At 64.4% G+C, this 15,082-nt stretch carries 14 protein-coding genes; 7 read left to right on the top strand and 7 right to left on the bottom strand.

Features of this window, described 5'->3' with window-relative positions; all coding sequences use genetic code 11:
* Window positions 1-16 precede the first annotated feature (16 nt).
* Window positions 17-1,828: a diguanylate cyclase gene (locus K7G81_RS17095; RefSeq protein ID WP_223032045.1), complete on the top strand. Its 1,812-nt coding sequence runs from the start codon at window positions 17-19 to the stop codon at window positions 1,826-1,828.
* A gap of 22 nt (window positions 1,829-1,850) precedes the next feature.
* On the opposite strand, the gene K7G81_RS17090 is transcribed toward K7G81_RS17095, so the two are convergent.
* Both K7G81_RS17090 and K7G81_RS17085 read right to left on the bottom strand, forming a co-directional pair.
* A complete protein-coding gene (locus K7G81_RS17090) occupies window positions 1,851-2,675 on the bottom strand; it encodes a universal stress protein (RefSeq protein WP_223032044.1) in 825 nt (274 codons plus the stop codon).
* Window positions 2,675-3,796 (bottom strand): site-2 protease family protein, encoded by a 1,122-nt coding sequence (locus tag K7G81_RS17085; RefSeq protein ID WP_255587262.1) that lies wholly within the window; start codon window positions 3,794-3,796, stop codon window positions 2,675-2,677. Before K7G81_RS17085 ends, K7G81_RS17090 begins: the two co-directional genes overlap by 1 nt.
* A 168-nt stretch (window positions 3,797-3,964) precedes the next feature.
* Between K7G81_RS17085 and K7G81_RS17080 the strand changes: the two genes are divergently transcribed.
* Complete coding sequence (locus tag K7G81_RS17080) at window positions 3,965-4,960, top strand: sodium:calcium antiporter (protein ID WP_255587253.1); 996 nt, start codon at window positions 3,965-3,967, stop codon at window positions 4,958-4,960.
* Between the two features lie 7 nt (window positions 4,961-4,967).
* Here the strand turns inward: K7G81_RS17080 and K7G81_RS17075 are convergent, their stop codons facing one another.
* From K7G81_RS17075 to K7G81_RS17060, 4 genes are all read right to left on the bottom strand, one after another.
* A complete protein-coding gene (locus K7G81_RS17075) occupies window positions 4,968-5,699 on the bottom strand; it encodes a universal stress protein (protein WP_223032041.1) in 732 nt (243 codons plus the stop codon).
* Window positions 5,700-5,711: 12 nt separating this feature from the next.
* Window positions 5,712-6,050, bottom strand: coding sequence for a TraR/DksA family transcriptional regulator (locus K7G81_RS17070; RefSeq protein ID WP_223032040.1), 339 nt, complete (start codon window positions 6,048-6,050; stop codon window positions 5,712-5,714).
* Window positions 6,051-6,227: 177 nt separating this feature from the next.
* Window positions 6,228-7,601: an MBL fold metallo-hydrolase RNA specificity domain-containing protein gene (locus tag K7G81_RS17065; protein WP_255587261.1), complete on the bottom strand. Its 1,374-nt coding sequence runs from the start codon at window positions 7,599-7,601 to the stop codon at window positions 6,228-6,230.
* A 266-nt stretch (window positions 7,602-7,867) separates the two neighbouring features.
* Complete coding sequence (locus K7G81_RS17060) at window positions 7,868-8,455, bottom strand: CC0125/CC1285 family lipoprotein (protein WP_223032039.1); 588 nt, start codon at window positions 8,453-8,455, stop codon at window positions 7,868-7,870.
* A 239-nt stretch (window positions 8,456-8,694) separates the two neighbouring features.
* Here K7G81_RS17060 and K7G81_RS17055 point away from each other — a divergent pair, with 239 nt between their 5' ends.
* The 4 genes from K7G81_RS17055 to K7G81_RS17040 all read left to right on the top strand — a co-directional run bounded on the left by K7G81_RS17055 (window position 8,695) and on the right by K7G81_RS17040 (window position 13,758).
* On the top strand, window positions 8,695-9,081 hold the full coding sequence (locus tag K7G81_RS17055) for a DUF302 domain-containing protein (RefSeq protein WP_223032038.1): 387 nt from the start codon (window positions 8,695-8,697) through the stop codon (window positions 9,079-9,081).
* 428 nt (window positions 9,082-9,509) lie between these two features.
* Complete coding sequence (locus K7G81_RS17050; protein ID WP_223032037.1) at window positions 9,510-10,247, top strand: ABC transporter ATP-binding protein; 738 nt, start codon at window positions 9,510-9,512, stop codon at window positions 10,245-10,247.
* A complete protein-coding gene (locus K7G81_RS17045; RefSeq protein WP_223032036.1) occupies window positions 10,244-12,607 on the top strand; it encodes an ABC transporter permease in 2,364 nt (787 codons plus the stop codon). Before K7G81_RS17050 ends, K7G81_RS17045 begins: the two co-directional genes overlap by 4 nt.
* A complete protein-coding gene (locus K7G81_RS17040) occupies window positions 12,607-13,758 on the top strand; it encodes an efflux RND transporter periplasmic adaptor subunit (RefSeq protein ID WP_223032035.1) in 1,152 nt (383 codons plus the stop codon). The genes K7G81_RS17045 and K7G81_RS17040 overlap by 1 nt, the downstream gene beginning before the upstream one ends.
* Window positions 13,759-13,952: 194 nt before the next feature.
* On the opposite strand, the gene K7G81_RS17035 is transcribed toward K7G81_RS17040, so the two are convergent.
* On the bottom strand, window positions 13,953-14,174 hold the full coding sequence (locus K7G81_RS17035; protein ID WP_223032034.1) for a sigma-70 family RNA polymerase sigma factor family protein: 222 nt from the start codon (window positions 14,172-14,174) through the stop codon (window positions 13,953-13,955).
* 183 nt (window positions 14,175-14,357) lie between these two features.
* Between K7G81_RS17035 and K7G81_RS17030 the strand changes: the two genes are divergently transcribed.
* The gene (locus tag K7G81_RS17030) at window positions 14,358-14,810 is read left to right on the top strand and encodes a carboxymuconolactone decarboxylase family protein (protein ID WP_223032033.1); all 453 of its coding nucleotides are present in this window, start codon (window positions 14,358-14,360) and stop codon (window positions 14,808-14,810) included.
* Window positions 14,811-15,082: the final 272 nt, after the last annotated feature.

Genomic DNA, 15,082 nt, shown 5'->3' with positions numbered 1-15,082 from the left:
AGCCTAGACGTCGGCAATGCGCTTATCCACGATCACCAATTGGGCCTATGGCGCGACCGTCGTGCTGACCCTCGCTTCGGCGACGACAATGCTGCTCGCATCCGGCGCGGACCGGCGCGAACGCGACGCGGTGGCCGAACGTTACGCGCTGGATAGCGCCACCGCGCATGTCGACGAGGATATCGCGACATTGAGCGATCTCGCGCGCCATTATGCGATCAGCGGCAATCCCGCCGATCTCGTCGCCTACCGACAGGAAGCGGGCACGTTGGCCACGATCGAGCAGCGGACCGCGCATATCCGCGATGCCGGCGCCAGTGTCGAGGAGATCCGCGATCTGCACCAGGCTATGCACTGGGCCGATGCCCTGCAGGCACAGCAACATGCCGCGATCGCGGCGCGGGATCGCGACGGCCGAACGGCGGCGATCACGATCCTGTTCGCTCCCGAATATCAGCGCGAGCTTGAGCGCATCCAGGGCAGTGTCGATCATTTCCAGGAACGGATTGACCAGCGCACGGCCGCCGCGGTCGATGGCGCGACGGCCGCGTCGCGGCTGTGGCGGACCATGTCGGAGATCGTCCTGGCCCTGACCGGGTTGCTCTTTCTGTTCGTGCTCTATTTCATCTTCCGGCGCCGCGTGCTGCGACCCGTGGTGAAGCTGAGCGACGTCGTTACGCGGCTCGCGGCGCAGGATTATGACGCAGAACCGCCGGAATATGAACGGGTCGACGAGATCGGCGACATGGCACAGGCGTTGCGCATATTCCGCGACAACGGCATCGCGCGGCAACGCCTGGAACAGGAGCGCGACGCCGATCGCAGCTTGCGCGACCTGCTCTCGCGGATGACGCAGCGCCTGCAGCGCTGCGATGATATCGCCGACCTGTCGCGCGTGGTGCAGCGATTCGTGCCGGAGGTCGTCCCCGCCTTGGCCGGCCGCCTGTATCTGCTCGATCAGGAGCGCAACGTCCTCGTCGAGGCATGTAGCTGGCTCGATCCCCGTTATTCGCGGGCCGAATTCGTGCCGACTGCGTGCTGGGCAGTACGGCGCGGCAGCGAGCATCGTGCGACCGGTGCCGCCGTCGACGTGCCGTGCGCCCACGTCCTGCCAGGCGATGATCGACAACCCGAAACGATCTGCCTGCCGCTCGCGGCGCAGGCGGGCGTGGTGGGCTTGCTCTATTTCGAACTGCGAGACGGCTTTTCGACGACTGGCGCAGGCGATGTCCATCTCAAGATGCTGGCCGAGAATATCGGGCTTGCGCTAGACAACCTTCGTCTTCGCGACGCTCTGCGCATATTGGCGATGGCCGACCCGCTCACCACGCTTGCCAACCGGCGGCATCTTGATGCCGTGCTCGGCAATCTCGACGCGAAGCCCGACCACCCGATCAGTTGCATTATGCTCGACGTCGATCACTTCAAGCGTTTCAACGACGAGTACGGCCACGAGGCGGGCGATGCCGTCCTGCGCGCGATCGGCGCGACGCTGCGTGCGGCGGTGCGGCAGGGCGACCTTGCCTTTCGCTATGGCGGCGAGGAGTTCCTGCTGCTGCTGTCCGGCGCCGATCCTCGCCAGGCGCTCGACCGTGCCGAGGAGTTGCGCCATCGTGTCGCCGACCTGAGGCTCCAATTCGGCGGCCGCCAGCTCGGCCCGCTGACCATTTCGGCCGGTATCGCCACGGCACCGCAGCATTGCCCCGCCGATCGGCTGGTGGAAACGGCCGATGCCGCGTTGCTGGAAGCGAAGCGAACCGGCCGCAATCGCGTCGTGATGGCCGCACGCGAAAATTCGTCGGGGCGAATCAACCAGCGAATGGGGTGATGCTGCACGTTGCGCTGCATGCTCAATGCCTCGATAGGCGCCCTATCAGCATGTCGCCCGGCAGGCGTTCAATTGCCGCATCGGTGACGCTGCCGCGGGTCAGCCAGGCAAGGCCCGATCGGGCGTGCGTCGTCAAAATGAGCAAATCCGCGCGCGTCGCCCTGCCCCCCTCCTCGAGCGCAAACACCACCTCGTCCTCGATCGATAGTGCGTCGACACGCAAATCGGCTGTCGTCTCGGCGGCAAGGCGCTTCACTCGTTCGGCAAAGGCCTGGGCTTCCTCGGCCATGATGGCGGTCGTCACCGAGCCGCCGATAACCTGCGCCTCGAACGGCAACTCATAGGCATGAACTGCGGTGAGCATTTCAATTCCGATCATACTGGCCAGCGCAATCGCCGTGGTTATGCTGCTGTCGCTTTGTGCGGCGGCAATCGCTCTGCGGTAGGGCCGATCGGCAAGGCCACGCGCAATCAGCAGCGGTATGTGTGTATCGCGCAGCAGCGCCTCGGCGGTCGTGCCAAAAACCCGGTCTGACAATCGAGGATGGCGGTGGGCGCCCAGAACGATCAAGTCGGCACCGATGTCGTGCGCCGTTTGAGCAATCGCGGTTGGAGGATCGCCCTCGAGAATGTCGCACTGAGCGTCCGTTTGATCGGGCATGGCGCTGCGATGAAGGGTCATGCGTAGTCGTTGGAGCGCGGCGGCATGGTCCCGGGTCGTGCCATCTCGGGCGATTACGCCAAGCAGATGAAGATGCGCACCATGCTCGGCTGCCAGCCGGCATGCGCGCGCGAGCGCTGCCTCTCTCGGCATGGCCGGATTGACCGCGGCAAGCAGGCGTTTCATCACTCAGCTCCTTCTGGGCGCAGCCAGGCCGGAGGTGACGCCGAGCGATGGTTGCGATCGAGCAGCCGGACCTCGGAGAGATTTTCGAGCGTCACCATCCCCTCGAAACGACCCGTGGCGTCGGCTACCAGTACCGCCGCCTGTCCTCCCTCGATCAGGGAAAGGACATGGCGGGCCGGCTCATTGCCCGTCACGACGGGCGGCGTGTCGGCGATCAGATCGCGCAAGGGCGTATCCGCCGGCGCCCGCTGCGACACGGCAATGATGTCGTTGCGTGTGATCACGCCCTTCGGTCGGGCAAGCGCATCGAGCACCGGAAAGACGTGCTGATCCGAGCGGATAACCGCCTGTTCGGCGTCAGCCAGCGTCGCGGCATCGACCAGAGTGACGAGATTCGATGCCATGACATCGCGTGCCGATTTCCCGCTGAGCACGTCCTCAAGGTCGACGGCGACTGACTCAGCCGAAGCGGCAAAAACGACGAACACGCCAATCACTGCAAGCAGTATCTGGCCGTGAGTGAGGCCGTAGACGGCGAACAGGATGCCGGCGATCCGGCCCGTCCAGACGGCGACATGCGTGCCGGCCCGGCGTCCGAGCCACCAGGATAGCAATGCTCGGGCGATGCGCCCGCCATCGAGCGGAAAGATGGGCAGCAGGTTGAAGACCGCCAGCGCGAGATTGGCCGCCGCGAGCATGCCCGCCATCCCGCGCCAGTCGGTCGTGGCGTCGAGAACGAGCGCCTCCGGCAGCGTGCCGGCGATCACCATCAGCAACCCGGCGAGGAGAAGGCTGACGGCGGGGCCGGCGCTCGCGATGGCGAGCTCCTGCCGCGGGTTCTCGAAGCCGGTCTGGATGCGCGCGAGGCCGCCGATCGGATAAAGCGTGATGTCGCGCGTCGGGATGCCGAACGCCCTGGCCGCTGCGACATGGCCGAGCTCGTGTAACAGCACGCAGGCGAACAGCAGGACGATGAAGGTGACGTCGATCCACGCAGAGGCTGCTCCGGCGCCGGTCCAGCTCGCCACGCCGATCCAGATCAGCAGCAACAGGAAGGTCAGGTGGATGCGCACCACCGTTCCGCCGACTTTCGCGATCGTGAAGCTCCATTTCGATTTCATGGTCACGACTTCCTCGTCCGAGGGTGACGACCCTAAGGGGTGATCCCGTGAGGCGGCATCCGGGATTATCCAGAGGCCGTCGCTGCACTCTCCGCCCTTCTACGTAGGGCGCCCCGGGCCCCGATCGCCGAAAATGGCATGTCCGATCATCGCTTGGAAAAAGTCCTCATGGGCATCTGGCTCGAATTCGCGCTGTGCGCCGCGGTGATTGCTGCCGCCGGCCCCGTCCTGGTGCGCCGCGCCGAGCAGATCGCCGGCCTGACCGGGATGTCGCGCTCCTGGGTCGGGGTGATCCTGCTTGCGGCGGCAACGTCGCTGCCTGAACTGTTCACCGGGCTGAGTTCCGTCACGGTCGCCAATGCACCCAATGTCGCGGTCGGCGACGTCCTTGGCAGCTGTGTGTTCAATCTCGCGCTGATTGCGCTGCTCGACCCGCTCAGCCGCGACGGACCGGTTTTCCGCGAGGTCGATCAGCGGCATATCGTTACGGCGTCACTCGGAATCATCCTCATCGGCAGCGTCGGTGCGCTGCTCCTGGTCGCGGGTCAGGGGCTCGACCTGTATGTCGGACATGTCAGTGGCTATACGCCTGTCTTGATCCTGCTTTACGTCGTGGCGATGCGAGCGACCTACGTCCACGAAAACCATGCCGACACGCGCTCGGCTTCGCACGTCACCGACCGAACGGCGCTCAAACGCGCAGTGCGGCAATACCTTGTCGCCGCGCTGATCGTCGGGGCGGCGGGCGTCTGGCTGCCGTTCATCGCGACACGGCTCGCCGACCTTACCGGCTGGCGCATGAGCTTCGTCGGTACGTCGTTCATCGCTGCAGCCACTTCGCTACCCGAGGTGATCGTGACCATCGCGGCGTTGCGCCTGAAGGCGATCGATCTGGCGATCGGTGGGCTGCTCGGCAGCAACCTCTTCGATGTGCTCATTCTGGCGATCGACGATCTTGCCTATACCAAGGGGTCGCTGTTCGCTCATGCCTCTCCCGCGCATGCCGGATCGGCCTTTGCCGCGACGATCATGTCGGGCATCGTCGTCATAACCATCCTGGATCGGCCGGCGACGCGGTTCTTTGGTGTCTTCGGCTGGGCGAGCATCCTCCTGCTCGCCATCTATGTCATGAGTTCATATTCGATCTATCTGCTGGGGCATTGACCAAGCGTCACGCGCGGGACAGCAGCAATGCAATGTCGTCGCCGTCCATCAGCCGCTGGGCGACTCCGCCAAATGCCTGTTCGGTCCATAGACCGCGCCCATAGGCGCCCATCACGATCAGGTCCGCGCCGATGCGCTCGGCCTCTGCGCGCACCGTGTCAGCGACCGGACCGGCACGCGGTAAGGCGCGGTGACTGGCAGTTATGCCATGCCACGCGAGATAATCGACAGGAGCGACGGCTGGCGCACGGCCACTGTCGCGCCCAATTGTCACCACGACGACCTCGTTGGCGCGCTTCAGAAATGGCAATGCGGCACGCACTGCGTTCGCCGCCGCCGGTGTGCGCTCCTTCCAGGCGACCAGGATCGCCTTGGGCACCCGGATCAGCCCGGTCTGCGGCACGACCAAAGCCGGGACAGTTGCGCGGACCGCTATATCGGCCGGGGCAGGCGCCTGTGGTTCGCTCGGACGCCAGCGCGCCGGCAATATCAGCAAATCCGTCAGCAGGGCCCGTTCGGCGAAAGCAGTGGCGTCGTGTCGAGGCATCTCAATCCAGGTCGAGGCGACACCGGCGGCACCAACCTGCGCTTCGGCGAGCGCGCGGAGGTCATGCGTCGATCCGGCGACCGGCGCGCAGAAAATAAGGTGCGCGGCAAATTCGCGGGCCAGCAGCACGGTCGCAGCGAGCCGAGCCTCGAAGCCTTGATCGCCAAAGACAGGGAGCAGCAGGACGCGCATCGCCAGCGTCGATCAAGGCGTTCCGGGCTGCGCTGCGGCGCCGGCACAGCGAGCGCATCGCGGTGCTTCGGGGATGGCCGCGAGACGCTTTTCGGAAATTGGCGCGCCGCATTCGACGCAGATGCCGTAGGTGCCGGCATGCAGCCGCGCGAGCGCCGCATCGATCGCCCGTAACCGCGCCACCGCGACCCTCTCTTCGCCCTCCAGCGCTTCATCGTCGGCACGCTCGATCGCCTGCTCGGCAAGGTCGTCCTCCATTGGCGCGGCGAAATCGGCCTCGATCCGCGTGACCTGTCTCGACAGGCGCGCCCGTTCGGCAAGCAGGCGCCTTTCCAGGTTGGCCGATCGCATCACCGTTTGTCCGGATGACGGCGGGGTGTCGACATTCCGAGACGACGCATATCTGGTGCCGGACTGCTCCTGGTGCGCCGGTCGGCGCGACTATCTTCGGGGATGGAGGAAGGGCACCAAACAGCATCGACGACTTGAACGCACCAGCAACTGAAATCCTGCGGTGTGTCCTTTGGCTTATTGGTGAAGCGCACGGTGCATGCGTTCAATGGCTTTCCGGCGAGCAGCGTCGTCTTTCAGTGTCATGAGATCGGCCTTGAGGCCGGTAACGAACGTGGCGTAGTCATTCTGCCAATCGCGCCCGGCGGTCGCGACCAAGGCGTGATCGCCGGTGCTGACCCGCATCGCCGCCTTCCCCGGGCTGAGCGCATAACGTTCGCCTGGTTCCGCGATGCGGATCGAGCAGTCGCGATGGATAGAGTGTATTTCATCGGCGAGAGCCGCAAGCGCCTCCGGCTCGCCGTGATTGAGAAAGAGCGTGCCATGGATCGGACGGCGAGCGTCGATCCAGCGCAACAGATCGCGCTGGTCAGCGTGGGCCGAATAGCCCTCGATCGCGCTGACGCGCGCTCGAACCGCGATATCATGCCCCGATATGCGGACGCGCCGGGCGCCATCGACTATCGTTCGGCCGAGCGTGCCTGCCGCCTGATAGCCAACGAATAGAATGGTCGACTCGCGTCTTGGGAGATTGTGACGCAGATGATGACGAACGCGTCCCGCCTCGCACATGCCCGATGCCGACAAGATGATCGCACCTGATACCGAATTGAGCCGCATTGATTGCCCCGGCGTTTCCACGAAGTGGAATTGCGGCCGTTCGAACAGTGATGCGGGGACATCCTCCAGTTCGTGAACGTGTTCGGCAAAAACCCGAGTGATCCGGCTTGCAAGCGGAGAGTCGATGAAGATGTGGGTGCCGCGGAGGCGCCCCGCGTCTAATAGCAGCGCAAAATCGAGCAGAAGTTCCTGTGTCCGTTCAAGCGCGAAGGTCGGGATCACGAGATTGCCGCCCCGCGCCAGGGCGCCTGTCGCTTCCTCGAGGAGTTGCGCGCGCCATTGCTCCGGTGTTTGATCCGGGCGCCGACAATTGCCGTAGGTTCCCTCGCAAATGACGTGATCATATCCGCGAGAGGCGGCCGGGTTGGGATGGAAGCTCTTTTCCTCGGGGCCGATATCGCCCGAAAACAGCACGCGACACCCATCCGCTTCGAGTTCAATGGACGCGGCCCCCAGAATGTGGCCCGCGTTCCAAAGTCGGGCAGTGATCCCCTCGGCTGGCGAAAACTCAACACCTAGTTCCACCGGGCGTGCCAGCGCCGCTGCCTGGATGGCGTCGGATTCGGTATAGAGCGGCTCGATGGCGACATCGTCGGCGCGATCTGGCCTGCGATTGCGACGCGCTGCCTCGGCCTCCTGGATGCGCCCGGCATCCGGCAGCATCACCCGCAATAAATCGGCCGTCTGTGCCGTGCACCAGACCGGGCCGCCATACCCCTTGCTCACCAGCCGCGGCAGAAGCCCGCTATGGTCGATATGCGCGTGGGTCAGCAGGACGCCTGCGAGCTACGCTGGATCGAATGCCAGAGGAGCCGCATTACGGTGTTCCAACGTCCGGGTGCCCTGGAACAGACCGCAATCGACCAGGATCGAACGGTCGCCGATCTGGATCTCCGTGCATGACCCGGTGACCGTGGACGCGGCGCCATGAAAAACTAGCTTCAGGTTGGGCTGCCCCCGCCGCCGCTGAAGAACCGGGTCACGCGCATCGTCTGTTTTTTGCCTCGATCGCTTCATCGTCGCGTCGTCGCGATTGGTCAGGAACGGGGGCGCTGAATGCGCGGGCCGAGCTTTTCGATCACGTCGCGGGCGTCGAAGCTCTGGCTATCATCGGCAGGTCTTGCGCCATGCCGCATGACGATCTCGGCGGTCGCCTCGAACCGCTCCACCGTCTGCATGTCGACCCGATTGGCCCAGAAAGGATCGCCGCGATCGGGATACCAGGTCCGCCAGCCGTAAGGCCGGCCATAATATCGCCAATAGGGCTGCCAATACAGATACGCAGAACCATACCAGGGATGATATAGCGGGCTCGGTGAGATGCTGCGGTCGACCCGATGCTCGGTCTCGCGATTGACGATCTCGAACCAGTCGAAGCCCTGTTCCACCGTCAGTTCCGCGGCGCGGTAGAGCAGATATCCTTCAACCGTGTCCCGCGACGTCCAGGTGTTGCCGGCGAACGTCACCCGATAGCGGTCGGGCGCGAGCCTCGCCTCCGAATAGCCGCCCGCTACCCGATTGGAGGAGGAAACAGGCTGGTAGGGAGTGCTGGAGGTCGCGCATGCCGCCAAGGCGAGCACGGCACCAGCAAGAATGGGCACCAGGACAGATTTCGCGCCGAGCATAACGGTCTCCTCCGATACCAGCGTCCGACACCTCAGCCGACGTCGGAACACTCCTGGCGCTGGCATGACGCTCTCTCAGTTTTTGGCGCGATCGGGCCGTCTGCGAATTGGAGGAAGATACGAATGGGGCATCTACGTAGCTACAAGCGTCACGCCAGCGCTATTCGGATCGAGGGGCGCCGATAACGGAGCAATTGCGGCTCGCGTCGCGTTTCACGCGGCAAGGACAAGGAGGCGGTATGAGCTATTATCTTCAGACCACGCTCGACAAGCCGATCGCAGAGGCGCTTGAGCAAGTGGAGGCGGCGCTGAAGGAGGAAGGGTTCGGCGTGTTGACCCGGATCGATATCGCCCAGACCCTGAAGCAGAAGATCGGGGTCGACTTTCACCCCTATACGATTCTCGGTGCGTGCAATCCCGCGCTGGCCTTCGAAGCGCTCCGGCTGGAGGACAAGGTCGGTACCATGCTGCCTTGCAATGTTGTCGTTCAGGAGGCTGAGGCCGGGCGCAGCGAAGTCGCCGCTGTCGATCCCGTCGCCTCCATGCAGGCCATCGACAATGGTGCGCTAAAACAAGCCGCCGAGAAAGTTCGTGCCAAGCTCAAGCGCGTTATCGAAAGCCTCTGACGTGCCAGGGCGGCGCGGCGACCATGAGCGTGCCCGATCGGGCGCCTACGGTCATTCCACGATCGTGTCGCGCTGTCAGCTTCGGTTAGTCGATCTCGCCAAGCGGCGGTCTGACCGATGACTCTGGCAACTCCTGCGTCGTCAGCCGGAGCCGAACTCGATCTTGGCCCGCGGGGTCACGTGATCGCTGTGTGCCACCATGGCGGTCGGCCTGCTGGTCACCGCTGGCGCCGCCGGGGGCCTTTCGGCCGCGGGGATTATACCCGACGATCTGAAGCATGACGAAAGCTCTCGGTCGCCGGCCTATCGGGGATCATCCGTAGAGACGCGCCATCGTGAAATTCCCTAACCAGGGCAATGCACAGCAACTCGCGGCCTGCCCATTGATGCCGCGTTTTGGGATCGATCCGACCGCAAAAGGTTTGCCGATGGCGACAGATGCAGCAGACGCCAGCTCCGACGGACCTATCGCATTTCGTAGTGTCGCGCTCGAGAAGAGCTACGAGACGGGAGAGACCAGCGTCCAGGCGTTGCGCGGTGTTGATCTCGCCATTCCGCTTGGCGAACTCCTCGTGCTGCTCGGTCCGTCGGGCGGCGGCAAGTCGACGCTGCTCAACATCATCGGTGGCCTCGACCGGCCGACGTCCGGCCAGCTATTCTATCGCGACACCGAGCTGACCGCGCTGGACGACCGCGCGCTGACGCGATTTCGGCGGGCCGAGGTTGGTTTCATTTTCCAGTTCTACAATCTCATTCCCAGCCTGACCGCGGAAGAGAATGTCCGCCTCGTCACCGATATCGCGACCGACCCGATGTCCCCGGCAGAGGCATTGGCGCTGGTCGGCCTGGCCGAGCGACGCGGGCATTATCCGGCGCAGCTTTCCGGCGGGGAGCAGCAACGCGTCGCCGTCGCGCGGGCGATCGCGAAACGGCCCGGGGTGCTTCTGTGCGACGAACCTACCGGGGCGCTAGACAGCGCCACCGGCATGCGCGTGCTCGAGGCGCTGGCGCGCGCTCACGAGGAACTTGGCACCACGGTCATCATCATTACCCATAATGTCGGCATCGCGGCGATGGCGCAGCGCGTGTTCCACATTCTCGATGGCCGGATCGCCCGCGTCGAGCGCAATTCCAAACCCGTTGCGCCGCGGGATATCCGCTGGTGAGCGCGCTCGACCTCAAGTTGCTCCGCGACCTCTGGCGGCTGCGTGGCCAGGCGCTGGCGATCGCACTGGTGCTGGCAGCGGCGTCCGCAACCTATGTGCTCGCCGCGGGCGTGCATAGTTCGTTGCTCAGGACGCGCGACGCCTATTATGCGCGCAATCATTTTGCCGAGATCTTCGCGGGCGTGACGCGGGCGCCGCGCAATATCGCCGCGCGGATCGCGGCAGTCCCCGGCGTGCAGCGCGCCGAAGGCAATATCATTCAATATGCGCGGCTGGACCTTCCCGGACGGATCGAGCCGGTTCGTGCGCTGGTCAATTCGGTCGACGAGGCCGGTCGCACCCATCTCAACACGATCACGCTGCGGCGCGGGCAGCCGCCGCGCGCGGGTCACGCCGGTGATGTCGTCGTCGACGAATCCTTTGCCGATGCCAATGGCCTTGACCTCGGCAGCACCATCGACGCGCAGATCTATGGCCACCAGGTTGCCCTGCACATCGTCGGTGTCGGCCTGGCGCCGAACTATATCTACGCGCTGGCGCCGGGCGATATCGTGCCGGACGAGCGACGCTTCGGCATTCTGTGGATGGGACGCGAAGCGCTGGAGGCGGCGACCAATCGCCGCGGCGCGATCAACGCTGTTGCTTTGACTCTTGATCGCGGCGCCTCGGAAAGTGAGGTGATCCGCAAGGTCGATGCGCTCCTGGCGCCCTATGGCGGCACCGGGGCTTACGGGCGTGAAGACCAGTTGTCCCATGCGTTTCTTGACAGCGAGCTCAAACAACTCGCCGCGATGGCGGCCGTGATCCCACCCATCTTCCTGATCGTATCGGGATTTCTTGTCTATGTGGTGCTGGGACGGACGATCCGGACTGAGCGCGAGCAGATCGGCCTGATCAAGGCATTCGGCTATTCCGACTGGGTGATCGGCTGGCATTACCTGAAGTTCGCGCTGGCGATCGCCCTGGTTGCTATTGTGGCCGGCTCGCTTGCCGGAATCTGGATGGGGCGGGCGATGACCGGGCTTTACGCCCAATATTACCGCTTTCCCTTTCTCCAATACAGCCTCTCACCAACTGTCTTCCTCAGCGCCGGCGCGCTCGCTGCCGGCGCGGCGGGGCTGGGCGCAGCGGGGGGCGTGAGCACCGCTATCCGGCTCAATCCCGCCGTCGCGATGACACCGCCGCCCCCGCCTGTCTATCGCACTGGGTTGGTAGAACGGCTTGGCCAGCTTGCCGGGTTCACGGCAATTGGCGAGATGATCGTGCGCCACATTGCGCGCTGGCCGGGGCGCTCGGCCGTTACGCTCTTCGGCGTCGCGCTGTCGATGGGGCTATTGTTCGCGACGATCCAGTTCGTCGAAGCTAGCCGGACGATGGTCGATGACTATTTCGCGCGCAGCCAGCGCGATGACCTGACCGTCACTTTCACCGAGCCGCGCAACGCCGACGTGCTGCGCGCGCTCGCACAGCTACCGGGTGTGCTGCGGGTCGAGGCGACGCGCGCCCTGGCCGTGCGGCTCAGCCGCGGCAATCGCAGCGAGCGGACGGCAATCGAGGGCGTCGACCCGGCATCAACCCTCACCGCCCGCATCGACAGTGGCGGCGAGGAGATTGCCCTGCCGCCCGCCGGGCTGATGCTTAGCCGCCAATTGGCTGATCAGTTGCATGCCAATGCCGGTGATCTCGTTCGTGTCGACCTGCTCGGCGGGCACCGCACGAGCCTGTCGCTGCCAGTCGTTCGCATTGTCGATGAGATCATCGGTGCGCGCGCTTATGCTCCACCCGCGACGATCGACAAGCTCTCGCGTGACGCCAGTCCTGCCGGCGGAGCGCTGCTCAAGATCGACCCCGCAGCCCGCGACCGCATTCTGATGCGACTGTCGGCGATGCCGGTGGTGCTAGGCGTTGCCGAACGCGCCGTGGCGCTGGCGCGGTTCCAACAATTGATTCGTCAGAACATCCTGACGATGATCGGCTTTTACGTGTCGTTCGCCTCCGCGATCGCGATCGGCGTGGTCTATAACAGCGCGCGCATCCTCTTTTCCGAGCGCGCCCACGAACTCGCCACGCTGCGGGTACTGGGCTATCAGAAGCGCGAGGTCGCTGTCGTGTTGCTCGGCGAGATCGCCTTGCTCGTCGCCGCCGCCATCCCGCTCGGCTGCGTCGTGGGATATGGACTGGCGCATCTGATGATCGCCATGTTCAGTTCCGACCTCTTCCGTCTGCCCTATGCGGCGACGCGGGCGAGCTATGGTTATGCCGCACTGGTGATCCTCGCTGCCGCGATTTCCACGGCACTGGTGGTCGCGCGTCGGGTGGGGGCGCTCGACATGGTGCGCGTACTCAAGGCGCGGGATTGATGGCGCGCGCGTTCAAGCGCTGGCGGTGGGCAATCGCGATTGTCGGCCTGCTGCTGTTGGGACTGGGCTATGCCTTCTGGCCGGAACCCAAGGCGGTCGATCTTGGGGTGGTGACCCGCGGACCGATGGCGGTCGGCGTGACCGATGACGGAGTCACGCGCGAAAAGGAGCTGTATGTCGTGACGGCGCCGGTGACCGGCTTCGCGGCGCGGATCGGCTTTGACGCCGGGGATTCGATCCACAAGGGCCAGGTCATCACAAAGATCGCGGCACGCCCCACCGCGCCGCTCGATCAGCGCACGCAGGAAGAACTCGAAGGTGCGCTCGCATCGGCCCACGCCACCGCGACCAGCGCCGCCGCCGCGCTGGCGCAGGCCGAACGCGATCTCGCGCGCGCCGAGGCGCTTGATCGGCAGGGCTTCATCGCGCGCGCGCAACTCGAAGCGACGCGCACCCGTGTCGCCACCGATCGGGCGGCGCTGGCCCAGGCGCGAGCCGAAGCGCGGCGGATCGCGGCGTCGCTCGGCGATGCAGGGCGCGTGGCGAGAGGCCGGCCAGTTGCGGTCACGGCTCCCGTCAGCGGCGCCGTCCTCCAGGTGCCGAGCGAGAGCGAGGGGATGGTCGCCGAAGGCGCGACGCTGATGACCATCGGCGATCCGACGCAGATCGAGGTCGTGGTCGACCTGCTGTCGCGCGAGGCGGTGCGCGTGAAGCCCGGCGGCCGGGCCGAGATAACGCAATGGGGCGGGGATACGCTTGTTGGCCATGTCGAAAGCATCGAGCCGTATGGCTGGCTCAAAATCTCCGCGCTCGGGATCGAGGAACAGCGCGTCAACGTGATCATCGGTTTCGATCCTGCAGCCGCGCGAGCTGCCGCGCGGCTCGGGCACGGCTATCAGGTCGATGTGACGATCATCCTCTGGCACAGTCCCGACGCGGTTCGCGTGCCGATTGGCGCATTGTTCCGCGGCACGGACGGGGGTTGGCGCATCTTCGTCGAAAATCGCGGCCGCGTGCGAGAACGGGCGATCGCGATCGGCCATGTGAACGAGGATTTTGCAGAAGTCCGCGCCAGGCTCAGCGTCGGCGATAGAGTCGTCCTTAACCCCGGACGCGCTCTTAACGATGGCGATCGAGTTCGACCTCGCTGAACTTAATGCTGCGATCCCCGGCGACCGTTCGGCAACTACCCGAAGATCAGTCAATTTGGCTGCCAGTGAATGCGATGAATAAACCGCCGCTATCGCGGCGTCGATTTGACTCGCGCTATGACCGCTTTGTTCGCGGCTTTGGACGCCGCGTTGGTTTCTTCCGGAGCCGGCGGCTGCCGACCAATTCACGACCTTCAGTGGCCGTGCTGTGGATGCCCGTCTGTACCGAAAGCTGCCACCAGATGACGGAGCTTGTCGGGGTTAAGAACTATATAAATCGCCGCGATGCGCCCATCGCGCACGTCGAGCGCGGTGGTCTGTAGGACGTTGTCACGATCGATACTGATATAGCCGGGCAGATCGTTGCACAGTAGCGTCTTTGCTGACGTGTACTTCCGACGCAGCCCGGCGAACAAGCGAAGCGCTCGCTCGACCCAGCTCCGACACAATCGCCTGCCTGCATGACGAGATGCTCGCCACCGGTGTGACATCGGACGACAGCGGGAGCGAAAAATCGGCGCCATGATGTCACACTGCACCGGCTTACCTCGTCACGTCAGCGAGCGCCGATTCCCGGCGCGGGTGATGAGGAAAGCAGCATGACCGAGAAGCGTTTGAACTGGTCGGAAATTGCCCCTGAAGGCGCCAAGGCCCTGTTCGGAGTCCATCATTATGTGACCAAGAAGACAGATTTTCCCGAAGAGTTGGTCCATCTGGTCTTCCTGCGTGTGTCGCAAATCAACGGCTGTGCCCATTGCATCGATATGCATACTCGTGACCTGCTCAAAACCATGGCGATCGACAATGTCGCGCTGGTCCCCGTCTGGGCGGAGGTGCCGCATCTGTTTTCTGACCAGTATCGAGCAGCGCTGGCCTGGGCGGAGGAAGTGACCAACATCAGCACGACCCATGCTTCGGACGAAGCGTATGCGGCCGCTGCCGCCGCCTTTACTGAAAAGGACTTGGTCGATCTCACGCTAATTATCGCGGCAATGAATGCGTTCAATCGTCTGGGCGCGCCATTCCGCCTGCCCGTCGCCGCGAAGCCATAGGCTCAAGAAGGAGGGAGCATCCTTTGCTCATCCATTCGTTCCTGGCAGAAGCTGCCTATGGATCGCTCGATGCAGACCGTCAGGAAGGCACCCTAAATCCGGCCGTTTGCCCCGTTTCGCTGCATCCCTCAAAGCGGTCGCTTGTTCGGCTGACTCATAATGCTTCGAAAGCTGATGGGGTGGACGCCCCCCGACGGCATCGATGTGCCAGAGTGGAGGTGTTGAAACACCACTGAGGGAGGCGTCCGTGTCGCAGGTTATCATAATCGGTC

This window comes from Hephaestia mangrovi, assembly GCF_019880555.1.
In the GTDB taxonomy this organism is placed as follows: Bacteria; Pseudomonadota; Alphaproteobacteria; order Sphingomonadales; family Sphingomonadaceae; genus Sphingomonas; species Sphingomonas mangrovi.
This window is presented reverse-complemented; position numbering and strand designations above follow the sequence as displayed.

What these genes read in the sequence shown, in the direction of transcription:
- K7G81_RS17095 (WP_223032045.1), top strand. Translation starts at nt 17, where the DNA reads ATGCGCTTATCCACGATCACCAATTGGGCCTATGGCGCGACCGTCGTG.
- K7G81_RS17090 (WP_223032044.1), bottom strand. Translation starts at nt 2,675, where the DNA reads ATGAAACGCCTGCTTGCCGCGGTCAATCCGGCCATGCCGAGAGAGGCA.
- K7G81_RS17085 (WP_255587262.1), bottom strand. Translation starts at nt 3,796, where the DNA reads ATGAAATCGAAATGGAGCTTCACGATCGCGAAAGTCGGCGGAACGGTG.
- K7G81_RS17080 (WP_255587253.1), top strand. Translation starts at nt 3,965, where the DNA reads ATGGGCATCTGGCTCGAATTCGCGCTGTGCGCCGCGGTGATTGCTGCC.
- K7G81_RS17075 (WP_223032041.1), bottom strand. Translation starts at nt 5,699, where the DNA reads ATGCGCGTCCTGCTGCTCCCTGTCTTTGGCGATCAAGGCTTCGAGGCT.
- K7G81_RS17070 (WP_223032040.1), bottom strand. Translation starts at nt 6,050, where the DNA reads ATGCGATCGGCCAACCTGGAAAGGCGCCTGCTTGCCGAACGGGCGCGC.
- K7G81_RS17060 (WP_223032039.1), bottom strand. Translation starts at nt 8,455, where the DNA reads ATGCTCGGCGCGAAATCTGTCCTGGTGCCCATTCTTGCTGGTGCCGTG.
- K7G81_RS17055 (WP_223032038.1), top strand. Translation starts at nt 8,695, where the DNA reads ATGAGCTATTATCTTCAGACCACGCTCGACAAGCCGATCGCAGAGGCG.
- K7G81_RS17050 (WP_223032037.1), top strand. Translation starts at nt 9,510, where the DNA reads ATGGCGACAGATGCAGCAGACGCCAGCTCCGACGGACCTATCGCATTT.
- K7G81_RS17040 (WP_223032035.1), top strand. Translation starts at nt 12,607, where the DNA reads ATGGCGCGCGCGTTCAAGCGCTGGCGGTGGGCAATCGCGATTGTCGGC.
- K7G81_RS17030 (WP_223032033.1), top strand. Translation starts at nt 14,358, where the DNA reads ATGACCGAGAAGCGTTTGAACTGGTCGGAAATTGCCCCTGAAGGCGCC.